The 17,503-nt window shown below is 70.8% G+C and carries 18 protein-coding genes and 1 riboswitch; of the genes, 9 read left to right on the forward strand and 9 right to left on the reverse strand.

Annotated elements, in window-relative coordinates; genetic code table 11:
- Window positions 1-32 precede the first annotated feature (32 nt).
- From OOK38_RS22420 to OOK38_RS22435, 4 genes are all read left to right on the forward strand, one after another.
- A complete protein-coding gene (locus tag OOK38_RS22420) occupies window positions 33-1,262 on the forward strand; it encodes a MacS family sensor histidine kinase (protein WP_266757838.1) in 1,230 nt (409 codons plus the stop codon).
- Between the two features lie 76 nt (window positions 1,263-1,338).
- A complete protein-coding gene (locus OOK38_RS22425) occupies window positions 1,339-1,986 on the forward strand; it encodes a response regulator transcription factor (protein ID WP_323178847.1) in 648 nt (215 codons plus the stop codon).
- Between the two features lie 142 nt (window positions 1,987-2,128).
- On the forward strand, window positions 2,129-3,157 hold the full coding sequence (locus OOK38_RS22430; protein ID WP_266757836.1) for a 6-phosphofructokinase: 1,029 nt from the start codon (window positions 2,129-2,131) through the stop codon (window positions 3,155-3,157).
- A gap of 89 nt (window positions 3,158-3,246) precedes the next feature.
- Window positions 3,247-4,242 carry a 2-hydroxyacid dehydrogenase gene (locus tag OOK38_RS22435; RefSeq protein ID WP_266757835.1) on the forward strand — a complete coding sequence of 332 codons (996 nt, stop codon included), beginning with the start codon at window positions 3,247-3,249 and terminating at the stop codon, window positions 4,240-4,242.
- Here the strand turns inward: OOK38_RS22435 and OOK38_RS22440 are convergent.
- Window positions 4,194-6,095, reverse strand: a complete 1,902-nt coding sequence (locus tag OOK38_RS22440) for an anthranilate synthase family protein (RefSeq protein WP_266848749.1) — start codon at window positions 6,093-6,095, stop codon at window positions 4,194-4,196. The genes OOK38_RS22435 and OOK38_RS22440 overlap by 49 nt on opposite strands.
- Window positions 6,096-6,204: 109 nt before the next feature.
- The gene (locus OOK38_RS34630) at window positions 6,205-6,261 is read right to left on the reverse strand and encodes a trp operon leader peptide (RefSeq protein ID WP_101392327.1); all 57 of its coding nucleotides are present in this window, start codon (window positions 6,259-6,261) and stop codon (window positions 6,205-6,207) included.
- Between the two features lie 125 nt (window positions 6,262-6,386).
- On the opposite strand from OOK38_RS34630, the gene OOK38_RS22445 reads away from it, so the two are divergent.
- The 3 genes from OOK38_RS22445 to OOK38_RS22455 all read left to right on the forward strand — a co-directional run bounded on the left by OOK38_RS22445 (window position 6,387) and on the right by OOK38_RS22455 (window position 9,504).
- Complete coding sequence (locus OOK38_RS22445; RefSeq protein ID WP_266757833.1) at window positions 6,387-7,604, forward strand: glycoside hydrolase domain-containing protein; 1,218 nt, start codon at window positions 6,387-6,389, stop codon at window positions 7,602-7,604.
- Window positions 7,605-7,733: 129 nt separating this feature from the next.
- A complete protein-coding gene (locus OOK38_RS22450; RefSeq protein ID WP_266757832.1) occupies window positions 7,734-9,086 on the forward strand; it encodes a class II 3-deoxy-7-phosphoheptulonate synthase in 1,353 nt (450 codons plus the stop codon).
- Between the two features lie 160 nt (window positions 9,087-9,246).
- Entirely contained in the window at window positions 9,247-9,504 is a 258-nt protein-coding gene (locus tag OOK38_RS22455) for a bacterioferritin-associated ferredoxin (RefSeq protein WP_266757831.1), read from the forward strand.
- Here the strand turns inward: OOK38_RS22455 and bfr are convergent.
- Window positions 9,501-9,980, reverse strand: coding sequence for a bacterioferritin (gene bfr, locus OOK38_RS22460; RefSeq protein WP_266757830.1), 480 nt, complete (start codon window positions 9,978-9,980; stop codon window positions 9,501-9,503). The two genes, OOK38_RS22455 and bfr, sit on opposite strands and share 4 nt — an antisense overlap.
- A gap of 154 nt (window positions 9,981-10,134) precedes the next feature.
- Here bfr and OOK38_RS22465 point away from each other — a divergent pair, with 154 nt between their 5' ends.
- Window positions 10,135-10,767 carry a sulfite oxidase-like oxidoreductase gene (locus OOK38_RS22465; protein ID WP_266757829.1) on the forward strand — a complete coding sequence of 211 codons (633 nt, stop codon included), beginning with the start codon at window positions 10,135-10,137 and terminating at the stop codon, window positions 10,765-10,767.
- Window positions 10,768-10,791: 24 nt separating this feature from the next.
- Here the strand turns inward: OOK38_RS22465 and OOK38_RS22470 are convergent, their stop codons facing one another.
- The 6 genes from OOK38_RS22470 to thiO form a co-directional block, all read right to left on the reverse strand.
- The gene (locus tag OOK38_RS22470) at window positions 10,792-11,337 is read right to left on the reverse strand and encodes a DUF4396 domain-containing protein (RefSeq protein WP_266757828.1); all 546 of its coding nucleotides are present in this window, start codon (window positions 11,335-11,337) and stop codon (window positions 10,792-10,794) included.
- 104 nt (window positions 11,338-11,441) lie between these two features.
- Window positions 11,442-12,317, reverse strand: coding sequence for a deoxyribonuclease IV (locus OOK38_RS22475; protein ID WP_266757827.1), 876 nt, complete (start codon window positions 12,315-12,317; stop codon window positions 11,442-11,444).
- Window positions 12,318-12,414: 97 nt separating this feature from the next.
- Window positions 12,415-14,358 (reverse strand): Stk1 family PASTA domain-containing Ser/Thr kinase, encoded by a 1,944-nt coding sequence (pknB, locus tag OOK38_RS22480; protein WP_266757826.1) that lies wholly within the window; start codon window positions 14,356-14,358, stop codon window positions 12,415-12,417.
- Window positions 14,359-14,589: 231 nt separating this feature from the next.
- Window positions 14,590-15,384, reverse strand: a complete 795-nt coding sequence (locus OOK38_RS22485) for a thiazole synthase (RefSeq protein WP_266757825.1) — start codon at window positions 15,382-15,384, stop codon at window positions 14,590-14,592.
- A 3-nt stretch (window positions 15,385-15,387) separates the two neighbouring features.
- On the reverse strand, window positions 15,388-15,588 hold the full coding sequence (thiS, locus tag OOK38_RS22490; protein WP_266757823.1) for a sulfur carrier protein ThiS: 201 nt from the start codon (window positions 15,586-15,588) through the stop codon (window positions 15,388-15,390).
- On the reverse strand, window positions 15,585-16,751 hold the full coding sequence (gene thiO / locus OOK38_RS22495; protein ID WP_266757822.1) for a glycine oxidase ThiO: 1,167 nt from the start codon (window positions 16,749-16,751) through the stop codon (window positions 15,585-15,587). The genes thiS and thiO overlap by 4 nt, the downstream gene beginning before the upstream one ends.
- Window positions 16,749-16,861, reverse strand: a riboswitch (TPP riboswitch). It overlaps the preceding gene by 3 nt.
- A 52-nt stretch (window positions 16,862-16,913) precedes the next feature.
- Between thiO and OOK38_RS22500 the strand changes: the two genes are divergently transcribed.
- The gene (locus OOK38_RS22500) at window positions 16,914-17,291 is read left to right on the forward strand and encodes a hypothetical protein (RefSeq protein WP_266757820.1); all 378 of its coding nucleotides are present in this window, start codon (window positions 16,914-16,916) and stop codon (window positions 17,289-17,291) included.
- The last annotated feature ends 212 nt before the right edge of the window (window positions 17,292-17,503 follow it).

Raw genomic sequence — 17,503 nt, forward strand, 5'->3', positions numbered from 1 at the left:
CGTCAGGACGTCGGCAGTGTGGGGTGGGGGGCATGGCCAAGCGCGAGAGAGTCATGAGGATGTCGGTCGAGCAGCCGCTGTGGCGTGCGCTGACCGGGTACCGGGTCCTGACGGTGCTGTACGCGATCGGGCTCTTCGCCACCGCGTACGACACGTTCACCCGCCCGTGGGTGGCCGTCGCGTTCTTCGCGTTCCTGCTCGTCTGGACGCTGGCCACTCTCCCGAAGGTCGCCGGCGCGGCGAACTGCACCAAGCGGTTCCTCGCCGCGGACCTGACCGTCGCGCTGGTCGGCATCATGCTCACCCGGGTCGCCGACTCCGGCGCGCGCATCGAGTCGGGCGGCCCGACGCTGCCGTCGATATGGACGGCGGGTGCCGTCCTCGCCTTCGCGATCAAGGGCGGCTGGCGGTGGGCGGCCTTCGCCTCCACGCTCGTCGCCGCGGCCAACATCGTCGAGCGCGGCGCCCCGACCCGCGACACCGTGCACAACGTGATCCTCGTCTGGGTCGCGTCCATCGCCATCGGCTATGTCGTCGAGGTCGCCCGCGCCTCCGAGCGAACCCTCGCCCGCGCCCTGGAGATCGAGGCCGCCACCCGGGAACGCGAGCGCCTCGCCCGTGACATCCACGACGGCGTGCTCCAGGTCCTCGCCATGGTGCAGCGGCGCGGCAGCGCGCTCGGCGGCGAGGCGGCCGAGCTGGGCCGGATGGCCGGTGAGCAGGAGGTCGCGCTGCGCACGCTCGTGTCGGGCGGTCTGGTGCCTGTCTCCCGCGTGTCGGAGGACGCCGCCCTCGGCGCGGTCGTACGAGCCGTCGACGAACCCGACGACGAGGACCTCGCGGGCACGGACGCCGTCGACCTGCGTGCCCTGCTCGCCCCGTACGCCACCGCGCGCGTGACCTTCTCCGAGCCCGGCGCGCCGGTGCCGCTCACCCCGGCCGCGGCGCGGGAACTGGCCGCGGCCGTCGGCGCCGCGCTGGACAATGTGCGCAAGCACGTGGGCGCGGACGCCCGTGCCTGGATCCTGGTCGAGGACGAACCGGACGCGGTGATCGTGACGGTGCGCGACGACGGCCCCGGCATCCCGGAGGGGCGGCTCGCCCAGGCCGAGGGCGAGGGGCGGCTCGGGGTGGCGCTGTCGATCCGCGGCAGGCTGCGCGAGCTGGGCGGCACGGCCGAACTGATCTCGGTCCCGGGGCAGGGCACCGAGGTCGAGCTGAAGGTACCGAAGGACGCACGGGGGAAGGCGAAGACACGATGACGAAGGCGATGGTAGGGCGATGACGAGCGGGACGACGGTGGCGGAGCGCCGGGCGGGGGAGGGCCCCATCAAGGTCATGGTGGTGGACGACCACCCCATGTGGCGCGACGCCGTGGCCCGTGACCTGGCTGCCGCCGGGTTCGACGTGGTCGCCACCGCGGGCGACGGCGAGCAGGCGGTGCGCCGCGCCCTGGCGGCGGCGCCCGACGTGCTCGTCCTCGATCTGAACCTGCCCGCCAAGCCCGGTGTCCAGGTCTGCAAGGAGCTGGTCGGAGCCAATCAGGCCCTGCGTGTTCTGGTCCTGTCGGCCAGTGGTGAGCACGCCGACGTGCTCGAGGCGGTGAAGTCCGGCGCGACCGGCTACCTCCTGAAGTCGGCGTCCGCCGAGGAGCTGACCGACGCGGTGCGCCGCACGGCCGTCGGCGACCCGGTGTTCACACCGGGCCTCGCGGGCCTGGTCCTCGGCGAGTACCGCCGGCTGGCCTCGGAGCCGGTCACCGCCACGGGCGGCGACGAGCCGAGGGCCCCGCAGCTGACCGACCGTGAGACCGAGGTGCTCCGCCTGGTCGCCAAGGGGCTGAGCTACAAGCAGATCGCCGAGCGCCTGGTCATCTCCCACCGCACGGTCCAGAACCATGTGCAGAACACCCTGGGCAAGCTCCAGCTGCACAACCGCGTCGAGCTGGTCCGCTACGCCATCGAGCGCGGCCTGGACGAGGCCTGACCCGCCCGGTACGACCTTTTGGGTGATCTGTCTTGATCAACTACCCGACAATTCACCGGAATAGACCTTCCGCACCATGCCGAAGTGACCTGGATCACTATTAGCGTGAGTCCGACAGCCAACCATGGCGAAGGGACTTTCCATGCGGGTCGGAGTACTGACCGGAGGCGGCGACTGCCCCGGGCTCAACGCCGTCATCCGGGGCATCGTCCGCAAGGGCGTGCAGGAGTACGGCTATGACTTCGTCGGTTACCGGGACGGCTGGCGGGGGCCGCTCGAAGGCGACACCGTCCGGCTCGACATCCCCGCCGTGCGCGGCATCCTGCCGCGCGGCGGCACCATCCTCGGATCCTCGCGCACCAACCCCCTCAAGCACGAGAACGGCATCCGCCGGATCAAGGAGAACCTCGCCAAGCAGGAGGTCGACGCGCTCATCGCGATCGGCGGCGAGGACACCCTCGGCGTCGCCGCGCGGCTCGGCGACGAATACGGCATCCACGTCATCGGCGTGCCGAAGACCATCGACAACGACCTCTCCGCCACCGACTACACCTTCGGCTTCGACACGGCGGTCAACATCGCGACCGAGGCCATCGACCGCCTCCACACCACCGCCGAATCGCACATGCGCGTCCTCGTCTGCGAGGTGATGGGCCGCCACGCGGGCTGGATCGCCATCCACTCGGGCCTGGCCGGCGGCGCGAACGTCATCCTCATCCCCGAGCAGCGCTTCGACGTCGAGAAGGTCTGCGCCTGGGTGACCTCGCGCTTCAAGGCGTCGTACGCGCCGATCGTGGTCGTCGCCGAGGGTGCCATGCCCAAGGACGGCGACATGGTCCTCAAGGACGGCACGCTGGACTCCTTCGGACATGTCCGGCTCTCCGGAGTCGGCGAGTGGCTGGCCAAGGAGATCGAGCGGCGCACCGGCAAGGAGGCACGCACCACGGTCCTCGGGCACGTCCAGCGCGGCGGGACGCCCAGCGCCTTCGACCGCTGGCTCGCCACCCGCTTCGGCCTGCACGCCATCGAGGCCGTCCGGGACGGCGACTTCGGGAAGATGGTGGCCCTGCGCGGCACGGACATCGTCCGCGTTCCGATCGCGGAGGCCACCGCCAAGCTGAAGACCGTCGACCCGAAGCTCTACGAGGAGGTCGGCGTCTTCTTCGGCTGACGGCGGCGCGTCCGCGATCTGCGGAGCCTCTGCGACCTGGGGGTACGGGCCGTATATTCGGCCCGTACCCTCCAGAACGGGAGAAGCCGGTGGAGATCGTGGCGTTCGGCGTCCAGTCCGACGAGAAGCCCCTGATCGAGAAGGCCTTCGCGGGACGCCATGAGGTCCGGTGCCTCGACGTCTTCCTCACCGAGGACACCGCTCCCATCGCGGCCGGCTACGAGGCCGTCTCCACCAGCGTCAACTGCGGCCTGGGGCACCGTGTCCTGCAGACCCTGGCGACCGGCGGAACCCAGCTCGTCGCCCAGCGCTCCACCGGGTTCAACAACATCGACCTCGAGGTCGCCGAGCGCCTCGGCATGACGGTCGCCCGGGTCTCGTACTACTCGCCCTACTCGGTCGCCGAGTTCGCCTGGACCCTCGCCATGGCCGTCAACCGCCGTATCGTGCGCGCCGCCAACCGCACCCGCGACTTCGACTTCCGCCTCGACGGACTGATGGGCCGTGACATGCACGGCCGCACCGCGGGCGTCATCGGGACCGGGAAGATCGGCGAGGCCTTCACCCGGATCGCCCACGGCTTCGGCATGAACCTGCTCGGCTGGGACATCGCGGAGAACCCTGCCTGCGCCGGACTCGGCATGAAGTACGTCTCCAAGGAACGCCTTCTCGCCGAGTCCGACCTCGTCACCCTGCATGTCCCGCTGATGCCGGGGACGCAGCACCTCATCGACGCCGACGCGCTGCGGATGATGAAGGACGACGCGATCCTGGTGAACTCCAGCCGCGGCGGCCTGATCGACAGCCAGGCCCTCGTCGCCCAGCTGCGCGAGGGCCGCTTCACGGGTGTCGGCCTCGACGTGTACGAGGCGGAGGCCGGGCTGTTCTTCCTCGACAAGTCCCTCGAGACCGTCGAGGACGACACCCTGGCCCGCCTGGTCACCTTCCCGAACGTCCTGGTCACCTCGCACCAGGCGTACTACACCGGCGACGCCGTCGGCCAGATCGTCGAGGCCACGGTCAAGAACGTCCTCGACTACACCGAGGGCCGCCGCTCGGAGAACGTGCTGGTGCCCCGCAGCTGACCGGTCAACTCCCGCACGACGGCCGCACCGTTCAGCGTCAGCACCGACTCCGGGTGGAACTGCACACCCGCGAACCCGGGACCGCGCAGCGCGTGCACCTCACCGTTCACGCCGCGGCTGACCTCGACGCCGTGCGCCGACAGCTCCACCAGCGCGTCGTCGTCGCAGCGTGCCACGAAGCTGTTGTAGAAGCCGACGGTCTCCACCCGCCCGAAGAGATCGACAGCGGTCTGCGCGCCCTGGTAGGGCACGTCCTTGCGGACGATCTCCAGTCCCAGCTCGGCCGCGATCAGCTCGTGCCCGAGGCAGACACCGAGCACGCCGTGCCGGTGTCCCCGGATCGCCTCGGCGGTGAGCGCCCGCAGGAAGCGCATCTTGGGGTCCGCCGGATCGGACGGGTCGCCGGGGCCGGGGCCGAGGACCACCGGCCCCTCGTGCGCGCGGACCGCGTCCCGCAGCCCCGGCTCGTCGTAGCGGCGCACCGTCACCTCGAGTCCGGACGACCGCAGCAGATGCGCCAGCATCGCGGTGAAGGTGTCCTCGGCGTCCACGATCAGCGCGTGTCCCGCGAGTTCCCGTGAGCGCTCCTGCATCCGCAGCCAGAACGGCGCCAGCGAGGCCCGCCGGCCGTCCAGCGACGCCCGCACCCGCGGATCGTCGCCCAGCCGCGGCCGTACGCCGTCCGGCCGCGGCCTGCCGGGGCGCACTCCCAAGGCGGCCAGCACACCCGCCGCCTTGGCGTGCGTCTCGGCGACCTCGCCCGCCGGATCCGATCCCCGTACGAGGGTGGCGCCGACCGGCACCCGCAGGCGTCCGCCCGCGTCGATGTCGGCGGTACGGATGAGGATCGGGGAGTCGAGCGTCTGCCCGCCGGCCGTTCCCTCCGAGCCGTCCCCCGGCTGCCGCCCGACCAGCGCCAGCGCGCCCGCGTAGTAGCCGCGCCCGCCGACCTCGTGGCGCTCGATGACACGGCAGGCGTTCTGCACGGGCGAGCCGGTGACGGTCGCCGCGAACATGGTCTCCCGCAGCACCTCCCGCACGTCCAGCGAGGAGCGGCCCCGCAACTCGTACTCGGTGTGCGCGAGATGGGCCATCTCCTTGAGCCGCGGTCCGATCACCACGCCGCCCATGTCACCGACGGTGCACATCATCTTGAGCTCCTCGTCGACGACCATCGAGAGCTCCTCGATCTCCTTGCCGTCCGAGAGGAACGCGAGCAGGTCCTCGGGCGTCGGGCCCCCGTCCGGGTAGCGGTAGGTCCCGCTGATCGGGTTCATCACGACGGTCCCGGCGGACATCCGCACATGCACCTCCGGGCTCGCCCCGACCAGCGTCCGCTCCCCGGTGTGCACCACGAACGTCCAGTACGCGCCCCGCTCGCCGACCAGGAGCCGGCGGAAGAGCGCCAGGGCGTCGGCCCGTCCGAACCCCGGGATCCGTCCCTCGTACGTCCGCCGGATCACGAAGTTCGCACCCTCGCCGCGCCCGATCTCCTCCCGCAGCACCCGCTCGACGATCCCGGAGTACTCCTCGTCGTCGACGTCGAAGCCGCCGTCCTCGACCCGCACGTCGTGCGCCGGCAGCTGCGCCAGCGCCTGCGCTAGCGGCAGTTCGTGACGCTCCTCGGGGGTGAGTACCGCCAGCGGGGTGCCGTCGTCGCGGACGTCGAAACCGCGCTCCCGGATCTGCCGGAACGGGATCAGCGCGAGGCCCTCGTCGGGGATGTCGGCGAGGCGCTCCACCTCGCGCACCGGCCCCATCAGCAGCTCCACCACGTCGTGGTCGCGGCCCGGGGTGCGGCGGCGCAGCAGGGCGAAGGGGCGGGAATCGTCCAGCAGGTCGAGCAGATTCATCGGTGCGGTCCTTCTCTCGAATGATGCATCTCGGAGAGGAACGACCCGGGTCCGCAAACACCGAAGGCCGCCCCTCGGGCGGCCTTCGCGAAGTCGTGCGTACGCGCAGTCAGTGGGCCGCCGGATGAGCGGTCCACCACCAGTTCTGGTTCGAATGCGCGAACATGCGCCGCACCCTACCCGACAGCGAGGGGCGGGCAACAGCGTGAACCGTCCCCGCGTGGCGTTCCGACCGCACGGCCACCGGCCATGGATGGCCAGACAGTCCGAACCCACCGAGAAGCGAGAACCATGCTCACAGCCCGCTCGTCCCAGACCCGCCGGACCGGCGCCCGCGCCCTGACCGTGCTCCTCGCGGCCGCCGCCCTCGCCGCCGGGCCGCTCGGCCCCGCGCTCTCGGCCCCGCGCCCGACCGACTCCGAGGACCTGACCCAGGTCGACTACCGCGGTCACACCTTCACCGTTCCCGCGTCCTGGCAGATCGTCGACCTGAAGAAACATCCCGACACCTGCGTCCGCTTCGACCGGCACGTCGTCTACCTCGGCAGGCCGGGCAACCACCAGAACTGCCCGGCCCGGGCCAGCGGACGTACCGAGGCGCTGCTGATCCAGCCCGCCCCCACCGCCCCGAGCGCGGTCACCGAGAACCCCACGGCCCGCACCTACCGGGCCACCGGTCACCGCATCGTCGTCACCGCCGCCTATGGATACGACCGCACCCGGATCCAGGACGTCCTGCGCAGCGCCGGGCTGCCCGTAGCCGCCGCACGGCCCGACGAACCCGCGGAACGGCCCGCGGCGGCCCCGCTGCCCGCCGACGCGACCTCCTTCCGAGGGGAGGGCTTCGACGCCTGCACCGCCCCGAGCCAGTCGGCGATGGACGCCTGGCGCGACGACTCCGGCTACGGCGCCATCGGCGTCTACATCGGAGGACTCAACCGCGCCTGCGCCCAGCAGCACCTGACCGCCGACTGGGTGCGCACCCAGTACACGCGCGGCTGGCGGTTCTTCCCGCTGTACGTCGGCCGGCAGCCCTCCTCCGACGGCGGCAGCTGCGGGGGCGGCTGCGCGGCGATCACCAGCCCGGTGCCGCAGGGCACCGCGGCCGCCGACGACGCGGTCAAGCAGGCCGCCGCGCTGGGCTTCGGCAAGGGCACGGTGATCTACAACGACCTGGAGCACTACGAGCCCGGCGGCAAGGTCACCGACCAGGTGCTCGCCTACATCGACTCCTACACCGAGCGCCTGCACGCGCTCGGCTACCGCTCCGGCGCGTACGGCAACACCTCGTCCCTGGTCTCCGACCTGATCGCCAACCGGGCCTCCATCACCCTGCCCGACGTGATCCACTTCGCCCGCTGGAACCGTGAGTCGACCACGTCCGACGCGTCGATCCCCTCGTCGCTGTGGTCCAAGCACCAGCGCATCCACCAGTACGTCGGCGACACGACCGAGACCCATGGCGGTGTGAAGATCTCCATCGACCGCGACCGGCTCGACGTGGACTAGCGGATTCCTTCTCCGGGCGGCGCTGCGACCGGTCGTACGGCCGCCCGGAGAGTTGTCGATCGAGCGGGGTTCGTCTCACTTGATGAGCATGTGGATGGACGTCCGACACGACCCCGTAATGTTGTGGGGGTGACCGTGAACGCTAAGTCCAGCGCGAGCGCTGGCAACACCTGGCGAGACCTGCCCGCGGCGCAGCAGCCCGAGTACCCCGATGCCGAGGCTCTGCGCGATGTGATCGCGGACCTCGCGTCGTATCCGCCGCTCGTCTTCGCGGGCGAGTGCGACCAGCTGCGCGCCCGGATGGCGTCCGTCGCCAAGGGAGAGGCGTTCCTTCTCCAGGGCGGCGACTGCGCCGAGGCCTTCGACGCCGTGTCGGCCGACCACATCCGCAACAAGCTCAAGACCCTGCTCCAGATGGGCGCCGTGCTCACGTACGCCGCCTCGGTGCCGGTGGTGAAGGTCGGCCGGATCGCCGGCCAGTACTCGAAGCCGCGCTCCAAGGGCACCGAGACCCGCGACGGCGTGACCCTGCCGACGTACCGGGGCGACTCGGTCAACGGCTTCGACTTCGACGAGAAGTCGCGTATCCCGGACCCCGAGCGCCTGAAGCGGATGTACAACGCGTCCGCCTCCACGCTCAACCTGGTGCGCGCCTTCGCCACCGGCGGCTACGCCGACCTGCGCCAGGTGCATGCCTGGAACCAGGACTTCGTGAAGTCGTCCCCCTCCGGTCAGCGCTACGAGCAGCTGGCACGCGAGATCGACAACGCGATGAACTTCATGCGGGCCTGCGGAACCGACCCGGAGGAGTTCAAGACCGTCGAGTTCTACGCCTCCCACGAGGCGCTGCTCCTCGACTACGAGTCGGCGCTGACCCGTGTCGACTCGCGCACGGGCCACCTGTACGACGTCTCGGGCCACATGGTGTGGATCGGTGAGCGCACTCGTCAGCTGGACGGCGCGCACATCGAGTTCGCGTCGAAGATCCGGAACCCGATCGGGATCAAGCTGGGCCCGACGACGACGGCCGAGGAGGCGCTGCAGTACATCGAGCGCCTCGACCCGGACCGCGAGCCGGGCCGTCTCACCTTCATCGTGCGGATGGGCGCGGACAAGGTCCGCGACAAGCTGCCCGAGCTGGTCGAGAAGGTCACCGCCTCCGGCGCGACCGTGGCCTGGGTGACCGACCCGATGCACGGCAACACCTTCGAGGCGGCCTCGGGCCACAAGACCCGCCGCTTCGACGACGTGCTCGACGAGGTCAAGGGCTTCTTCGAGGTCCACAAGGGCCTCGGCACGCACCCGGGCGGCATCCACGTCGAGCTCACCGGTGACGACGTCACCGAGTGCGTGGGCGGCGGCGACGAGATCTTCGTCGACGACCTGCACCAGCGCTACGAGACGGCCTGCGACCCCCGTCTGAACCGCAGCCAGTCCCTTGACCTGGCGTTCCTCGTCGCGGAGATGTACCGCGACCAGTAGCAGATCAACAGGTAGTGCGCCTGTTACCGGCACATGATGTGGGGCGCGGATCACATGCGATCCGCGCCCCACACCACTTTTCTGGTTCCTATGTGCCGGGTAAGGTTAGGTTAGCCTCACCGATTAACGGGATGGCGCGACCTGATGATTCCGGCGGGAGGTGGACCGCGTGTACGTCTGCAGTTGCTTCGGGATCACCGAACAGCAGGTGAAGAAGCACGCGGAGGACGGCGCCTGCACTCCTCGGCAGATAGCCTCGGCCTCCAAGGCGGGCACGGACTGCGGTTCGTGCGTACGCCGGATCCAGTCACTGCTGGGCAGGGGCTCGTGTCCGCGTCGTGAGCTGGCCGACCAGGGCATGCCGGTGCTCTCCGAAGTCCTCGGACCGGTCGAGACCGCCGGGCGCGAGGCCGCCTAACTCTCCGGCTGCTCGACGAGCTGCGCGATGTAGAGCGCCTCGCCGAGCTTCTCGACCAGTTCCAGCTGGGTGTCGAGATAGTCGATGTGGTGTTCCTCGTCCTCGAGGATCGACTCGAAGATGTTCGCGGACGTGATGTCGCCCTTGGCGCGCATCACCTCGATCCCGCGCTTGAGGCGGTCGATCGCCTCGACTTCCACCTGCCGGTCGGCCTGGAACATCTCGGTGACCGTCTGTCCCACCCGGACGTGGAAGAGCCGCTGGTAGTTCGGCAGTCCGTCCAGGAAGAGGATGCGGTCGGTGAGCACCTCCGCGTGCTTCATCTCGTCGAACGACTCGTGCCGGGTGTACTTCGCGAGCTTCGTCCAGCCGAAGTTCTCCTGCATCTTCGCGTGCAGGAAGTACTGGTTGATCGCGGTCAGCTCACCGGTCAGCTGCTCGTTGAGGAATTCGATGACCTCGGGGTCGCCCTGCATCGCAGAGGCTCCTTCCACGCGGGGACTGGGCAGGTTGCGCCGCATCTTTGCATCGGCGCCGGAGACCGTCCAGTAAGTGCACGCTTAGTAGGAGTTGCCCGAATCGGACCCCTGCTGGTCACAGGCACTGTCCCGGGTCTGTCAGGATGGAGTCATGGGTCAGCCGGTGGAGCGTGAATCTGGAGAAACAGCGCAGTCGGAGCTTCCGCCGGGGCAGCGACTTCAGCGCGGCTGGCCGGTCACGCACTACGGGCCCGTACCCAAGTTCCGCCCCGAGCGCTGGGAGTTCAGGGTCTTCGGCGCCACCGCCGACGGCGAGAAGCAGTGCTGGACCCACGAGGAGTTCACCGCCCTCCCGTACGACTCCGTCGTCGCCGATCTGCACTGCGTCACGAAGTTCAGCATGCTCGGGGCCGAATGGGGTGGTGTCCCCGCCCGTACGATCCTGGAGCTCGCCCCGCCCGCACCCGCCGTGACCCATGTGATGGTCTGGGCCGAGTACGGCTTCAGTTCGAATCTGCGCCTCGCGGACTTCGCCTCCGAGCGCTCCATCTTCGCCACCCACAAGGACGGCGAACTGCTGACGGCGGAACACGGCTTCCCGCTGCGCCTGGTCGTCCCGCATCTGTACGCGTGGAAGGGTCCCAAGTGGGTGCGCGGCGTCGAGTACATGACCGCCGACCGCCGCGGCTTCTGGGAGGAACGCGGCTACCACAACGTCGGTGACCCCTGGCGCGAGCAGCGCTACTCCTACCAGGAAGAGCCCGGGGACGGCCCCGAGCTCTGATCCCGGCTTCGCTGTCCGGGCTCCTCAGTGGTGGTACTCGTGGACCACCGCGTGCCCCTTGCCGCGGCCGATCATCCACTTGTTGACGGGCGTCGTGACCGCGAAGGCGATCACCAGGGACGCGGCCAGCGAGAACCAGAAGAGCGCGTCGGCCAGTTCCGCGTCCATCGCGGCCGGCCACAGCACGATCACCCCGTTGTCGATCAGCTCCATCACGGCGATCGACAGGGTGTCCGCGGCCAGTGCCACCCGGAACGCCGTCCGGAAGCCGACCCCCGCCTTCAGGACGCCGCGCAGTGTGAGCGAGTAGCCGAAGAAGAAGGCCAGCACGATCGCGAGGGCCGTCGTGGGCGCGTTGGCCCAGCCGAGTGCCGTGCCGATCACCATGCCCAGCACCTCACCGATGGCGCAGCCGGTGAGGCAGTGCAGCGTCGCCCGGGCGGCCATCGACCAGGTCGCCCCCGTCGGCGCGTGCGGGTGTCCGTGCGCCTCATGGTGCCCGTGCGCGTCACCGGCCGGCCCCTCGTGAGGCGTGTGCCCCGGCTGGTGTGTGTGCGTTTCGTGTTGCATGAGTGGTCCCCAGCGTCAGGTGACGGTTCCTCTGCACAGCAGCAACCATATACCCCCCTGGGGTATTCCTGAAGAGGTCGCGAAGCGCCGGGGCGGTGTCGGCCTCAGCCGTCGCGGAGCTTCTTCAGCCGCTCCACATCGGCCGCGTGCCCCTCCTTCCCGCCGGGCGTCTCGATGATCAGGGGGACGCCCTCCGTGGCGGGATGTGTCATCAGGGCACGGAACGGGTCCTCGCCGATGTGGCCGGAGCCAATGTTCTCGTGACGGTCCTTGTGTGCGCCGACCACATCCTTGGAGTCGTTGGCGTGGATCAGTCTGAGCCGCCCCTCACCGACGGTGTCGACGAGCAGATCGAGGGTCTGGTGCATACCGCTCTGCCCGGTCAGATCGTGGCCCGCCGCGAAGATGTGGCAGGTGTCGAGGCAGACGCCCAGCTTCGGGTGGGCGTCGAGAGCATCGAAGTACGGGCCGAAGTCCCAGGTGCGGGAGCAGAGGGAGAAGCCCTGGCCGGCCGTCGACTCCAGCAGGAGGAACGGGTCGTCGTCGTGGGTCAGTTCGTCCAGCAGCGGCAGCAGATGGGTGCGCACCTGCTTCAGCGCGACGGACCGCTCCCGGCCGCCCGTCGCGCTCCCGGTGTGCACCACCACCCCCAGCGCGCCTATCTCCCGCCCGCGCCGCAGCGAGTGCCGCAGCGACTCCACCGACTTCTCGACCGTCGCCTCGGTGTGCGAACCGAAGTTGATCAGATACGGGGCATGGACGTACGCCGGGATCGACCCGTCGGCGCAGGCGGCGCGGAAGTCCTCGTCCTGCTTCGGGTTCCCGGCGGGCGTCGCCCAGCCGCGCGGGTTGGCGACGAAGACCTGGACGGCCTCGGCCGCGAGGTCGCGGGCGTAGGAGAGGCCGACTGAGTTGAGGCCGCCGGCCACGGGAACATGGCCGCCGACGGGGTTGCGGAGCTGCTTGCTGGTCACACCCATCAGGGTGTCACGCGCCGCCGAGCACCCCGCGGGCGGACCGGGGTGGGGGAGCGGCCCCCGAGCGGAGGCTCCGCGGGGGCCGCGCGTCCCTGGAGGCTCAGCGGATCTCGATCGTGATCGTCGAGCCCTTGGGCGCCGTGTCGCCGCCGTCCACCGACTGGCTCTTGACCGTGTCGCCGAAGAGTCCGAGCAGTCCGCGGTCCTCGTCGACCTCGAACCCGGCGTCCTCGAGCGCCTGCTTCGCGTCGTCCACGCTGTCGCCCACGACGTCCGGGACCTCGACCAGCGGGGGGCCCTTGGAGACCGTCAGTGTCACCGTGTCGCCCTTGGCGGCCTCGCGGCCCGGGATCGGTGTCTGCTCGGCCACCTGGCCCTTGTCGAAGTCCGAGGTGACCCGGTTCGCGGCGATCTTCACCTTCAGACCCGCGTCCTCCAGCTCAGCGGTGGCGTCCTCGACGGACGAGCCGGTCACCTCGGGCACCTCCACCGGGCTGCCCTTGCTGACGATGATCGCGATCGCCGAACCCGAGTGCCGCGGCGTCCCCGCGACCGGATCGGTACCGATCACGAAGCCCTTGGTCACGTCGTCGCTGAACTTCCGGGTGACCATGCCCGCGGCGAGCCCGTCGCCCTTGAGCACGTCCTTCGCCTTGAACAGCGCGAAGCCCTTCAGGTCGGGCACCTTCACCGTCTCCGGGCCGTTCGAGACGGTCAGCGTCACGGAGTCGTTGTCGCGGATCCGCTCGCCGACACCGGGGTCGGTGCTGATGACCTGGCCGCGCTTCACGGTGTCGCTGTAGGCGCGCTTGACCTGCTTGACGTCGAGTCCGGCGTCCTGGAGCCGGGCCGTGGCCTGCTGCTCCGTCTTCGCCAGGACCGGCGGGACCTTGGTGAACTGGCCGGAGTTGATGTACCAGACACCGCCGCCGAGGCCGAGCACCAGCACGATCGCGGCGACGACCATCAGTATCCCGCGCCGCGGACGGGTGCCCGGCTGTCGCACGGGCGCGGTCGGCGCGGCACCGAAGGGGCTGGCCTGCTCGAACCGGCTGGTCCGGTTCAGGTCGTGGCCGTCCTCCTCGTTCACGGGCAGCGGACGGGGGACGGACAGCGAGCGCGGGATCACGCTCGTCCGGTCGTCGGCGTTGCTGTGGCCCACGGCGAGGGCACCCGGCGGCACGGCGTCGAGCTGGTCCGCGGTGAGAACGGCCCGTGCCTCGAGGACCTGGCCGAGCAGCGCCACCGCGTCGGCCGGGCGCACGTCGGGGTTGCGGGCGGTGGCCGTGGTGACCAGCACGTCCAGCGGGTACGCCATGCCGGGCACGGCGGCCGACGGAGGCGGCACGTCCTCGTGGAGGTGCTGGTAGAGAACCTGCGCGGGAGAGTCCCCGGTGTACGGCTTGGCGCCGGTGAGCATCTCGTACAGGACGACACCGCAGGCGTAGACGTCGACACGGGTGTCGGCGGTGCCGTGCTCGATCTGCTCGGGGGCGAGGTACGACACGGTGCCGAGGACGGTGCCCGTCGTGCTCGTGACCGTGTCCACGGCGCGGACCAGCCCGAAGTCCGCCACCTTGACCCGGCCGTCGTCCCCTATCAGGACGTTCTCCGGCTTCATGTCGCGGTGCACGAACCCGGCGCGGTGCGCGGCGCCGAGTGCGGCGAGCACCGGCTCCAGGATGTCGAGCGCGGCCCGCGGCTGCAGGGCGCCGCGCTCGCGCAGCACGTCACGCAGGGTGCACCCGGCGATGTACTCCATGGCCAGATAGACGTACGACCCGTCCGCCCCCTGGTCGAAGACCTGCACCACGTTGGGGTGCGCCAGCCGGGCCACCGACTTGGCCTCGCGGATGAACCGCTCGACGAAAGAGGCGTCGGCGGCCAGCGTCGGGTGCATCACCTTGAGCGCGAGCACGCGGTCGAGGCGGGTGTCCAGGGCCCTGTAGACCGTGGCCATCCCGCCGACCGCGATCCGTGCGTCGACGCGATAGCGGCCGTCGAGCACGTGTCCGACAAGCGGGTCCTGAAGGGTCGTATCCACGCAGGTGAGTCTACGAGCCGCCACTGTCACACCGCCCCGTTCGGCCGATTCCGGGGCCCGACTGCAGCCGACCTGTGACGCACGCCGCACGCACGGGGACGCCGGCATCGCACTGATGTCCGATCGGATCCCCGTCCGCCTCCGCAAGGCCACAACGCGACAACCTGCGCCCCGGGGAAGCCGATCGCGGCCGGAAACGGACGGTGCGGGGACCTCGCGCGGGCGGATGCCTCAGAACGCGGGGCGCTCCGGGTCCAGCGCCGCCATGCCCTCCGTGGGGGAGGAGGCCGCGGCGAAGTGCCGCCGGGGGATGCGCCCCGCCCGCCGGGCCAGACGCCCCGCCTCCACCGCGTGCCGCATGGCCTCCGCCATCAGCACCGGCTCCTGCGCCCGGGTCACCGCCGAGGCGAGCATCACGCCCGCACACCCCAGCTCCATCGCCAGCGCGGCGTCCGACGCCGTACCCGCCCCGGCGTCCAGGATCACCGGCACGCGCGCGTGCTCGACGATCAGCTGGAAGTTGTGCGGGTTGCGGATCCCGAGCCCGGACCCGATGGGCGAGCCGAGCGGCATGATCGCCGCGCAGCCGACGTCCTCCAGCTTCCGCGCCAGCACCGGGTCGTCGTTCGTGTACGGCAGCACGGTGAAGCCGTCGTCGACCAGCGTCTCCGCCGCGTCGAGCAGTTCGATCGGATCGGGCAGCAGCGTCCGCTCGTCGGCGATGACCTCCAGCTTGACCAGGTCGGTGCCCAGTGCCTCGCGCGCGAGCCGGGCGGTCAGCACGGCCTCACCGGCGGTGTAGCAGCCGGCCGTGTTCGGCAGGAGGCGGATGCCGAGCCGGTCGAGCACCGACAGGACCGAGCCGTGCACGGACGCGTCCACACGCCGCATCGCGACCGTCGTCAGCTCCGTGCCGGACGCCGCCAGGGAACGCTCCAGGACGTCGAGGCTGGGCGCGCCGCCCGTCCCCATGATCAGCCGGGACGCGTAGGACCTGCCACCGAGGACGAAGGGATCGTCGGCCATGGGTCAGCCTCCTTGGACGGCGGTGAGGACTTCGACGCGGTCGCCCTCGGTGAGAGCGGTGGACGACCACTGCGCGCGCGGGACGACGGTTTCGTTCAGGGCGGCGGCCACTCCGGCCGGCGCGGGGGTGAGGGTCGCGACGAGCGTGTCGAGAGCGGTCCCGGCGGCGATCCGCTGCCGCTCCCCGTTGACGACGATGTTCATGCGGGCTGCTCCGTGAGGGCGGTGGCGCCGAAGCGCAGGGGGCTGAAGGGGCGGGCTTCGGCGGGGAGTTCGCCGGTGGTCAGGACGTGGGCCATCGCGTCGCCCGTGACGGGCGTCAGGAGCACGCCGTTGCGGAAGTGCCCGGTGGCCAGCAGCAGTCCGTCCAGCGCGGTCGGGCCGAGCAGCGGCGCGTTGTCGGGCGAGCCGGGGCGCAGCCCCGCACGGGTCTCGACGAGCGGCAGCTCGGTGATCCCGGGAACCAGCTCATGGGCGTCGCGCAGCAACTCGTAGACGCCGCCCGCCGTCACGGTGGTGTCCCAGCCCAGTTCCTCGCTGGTCGCGCCCACCACGAGCTCGCCGTTCTCGCGCGGCACCAGGTAGACGTGGCTGCCGCGCACCATGGCCCGCACAGTGCGCTTCAGGAAGGGCGCGTACCGCCGCGGCACGGCCAGCCGCAGCACCTGCCCCTTCACCGGGCGCACGGGCGGCAGGACGTCTTCGGGGACGCCCGCCAGACGCCCGCTGAGGCTGCCGCCGGCCAGCACCACCTGGCCCGCGGTGAGTTCGCCGCCGTCCGTGGTGACCACTCCGGCGGCCCGGTCCCGTACGACGGTCAGACGCTCCGCCCAGGTCCGGTGCAGGACCACTCCGGCCCGCTCGCACGCCGTGACCAGGGCACCCGCGAGGCGCCGCGGGTCGATCTGGTGGTCGCCGTCGACCCGCAGACCACCGCGTACACCGGGCGCGAGCATCGGCTCGAGACGGCGGCACTCACGGCCGCTCAGCCACTCCGACTCCAGCCCCGACCGGCTCTGCAGGGCGTGCAGTTCCCGCAGGTGCGCGCGGTCGTCGGCGTCCAGCGCGACGGCCAACGTGCCGCACCGGAGATAGCCGAGGTCCTGGCCGGACGCCTCGGTCAGCTCGGCGGCGAAGTCCGGATAGCGGCGCGCGGAGGCGAGGTTGAGGCCCAGCAGGGTCTCCTCGCCGTAGTGCAGCTCGGTGACGGCGGCGAGCATCCCGGCCGCGACCCGGGCGGCCCCGCCGCCCGGCTCGGGGTCCACGAGCGCGGTGGCGAACCCGCGCTGAGCGGCCCGCCAGGCCGTCACCAGACCGATGATTCCGCCCCCGATGACGAGGACGTCTGAGGAACGTGCAGGCGACATGGGCGTCCAGCCCCTCCCTTCGCCGGCATGACCCGGATCAGGTTCGTACGGTCGGAGGCCGCCCAGCCTCCCTCTCAGCCCGGTGCGTCCGGGCTCCCGCGAGTGCTTTACGTTGGCCACCCTAGCCCGCCCCCGCCCGTCCCAGTAAGGGAGCCTCCGCCCGTGGCACGATCGCTCGAAGGCCTCGTCCTCGCCCCCGTCGCCGACCAGGCACCGGGCCAGGTCGGCACCCGCACCCGCTTCCGGTACCACGAGGAGGACGGCGTGGTCTGGGCCGACTACGCGGGCGGCGACGTGCTCCGCGGGCACCTCGTGGGTACCCGTGAGGGTGACCGCCTCGACTTCCGGTACGTGCAGCTGAAGCACGACGGGACCACCTCGTCGGGCCACTGCGTGTCCCTCGTGGTGGAACTGCCCGACGGCCGCGTGCGGCTGGAGGAGAGCTGGGCGTGGGAGTCCCGGACAGGCACAGGGACGAGCGTGGTGGAAGAGGTGCGCGGGACCTGTCGTGTGGACCAGGTCACCGAGCACGTCGGCTGACTGACGAATTGTCAGGTGTCTGTGACTCCTCCCCCTCGTGAACGAGGGGGCTTCTCACTCGACTCAAGGAGTTTCATGACGGCCAAGCCCTGACCGCTGCCGAAGGCAGACGCAAAGCCTACTACGCCGCTTTGCGGCTCCGGCACTCAGGACGCGTTTCCCGCCCCGGCCCGAAGGTCTGGATTCCCACGCCAAGGAGAGAGATGGTGATC

The organism is Streptomyces sp. NBC_00568, assembly GCF_026341855.1.
In the GTDB taxonomy this organism is placed as follows: domain Bacteria; phylum Actinomycetota; class Actinomycetes; order Streptomycetales; family Streptomycetaceae; genus Streptomyces.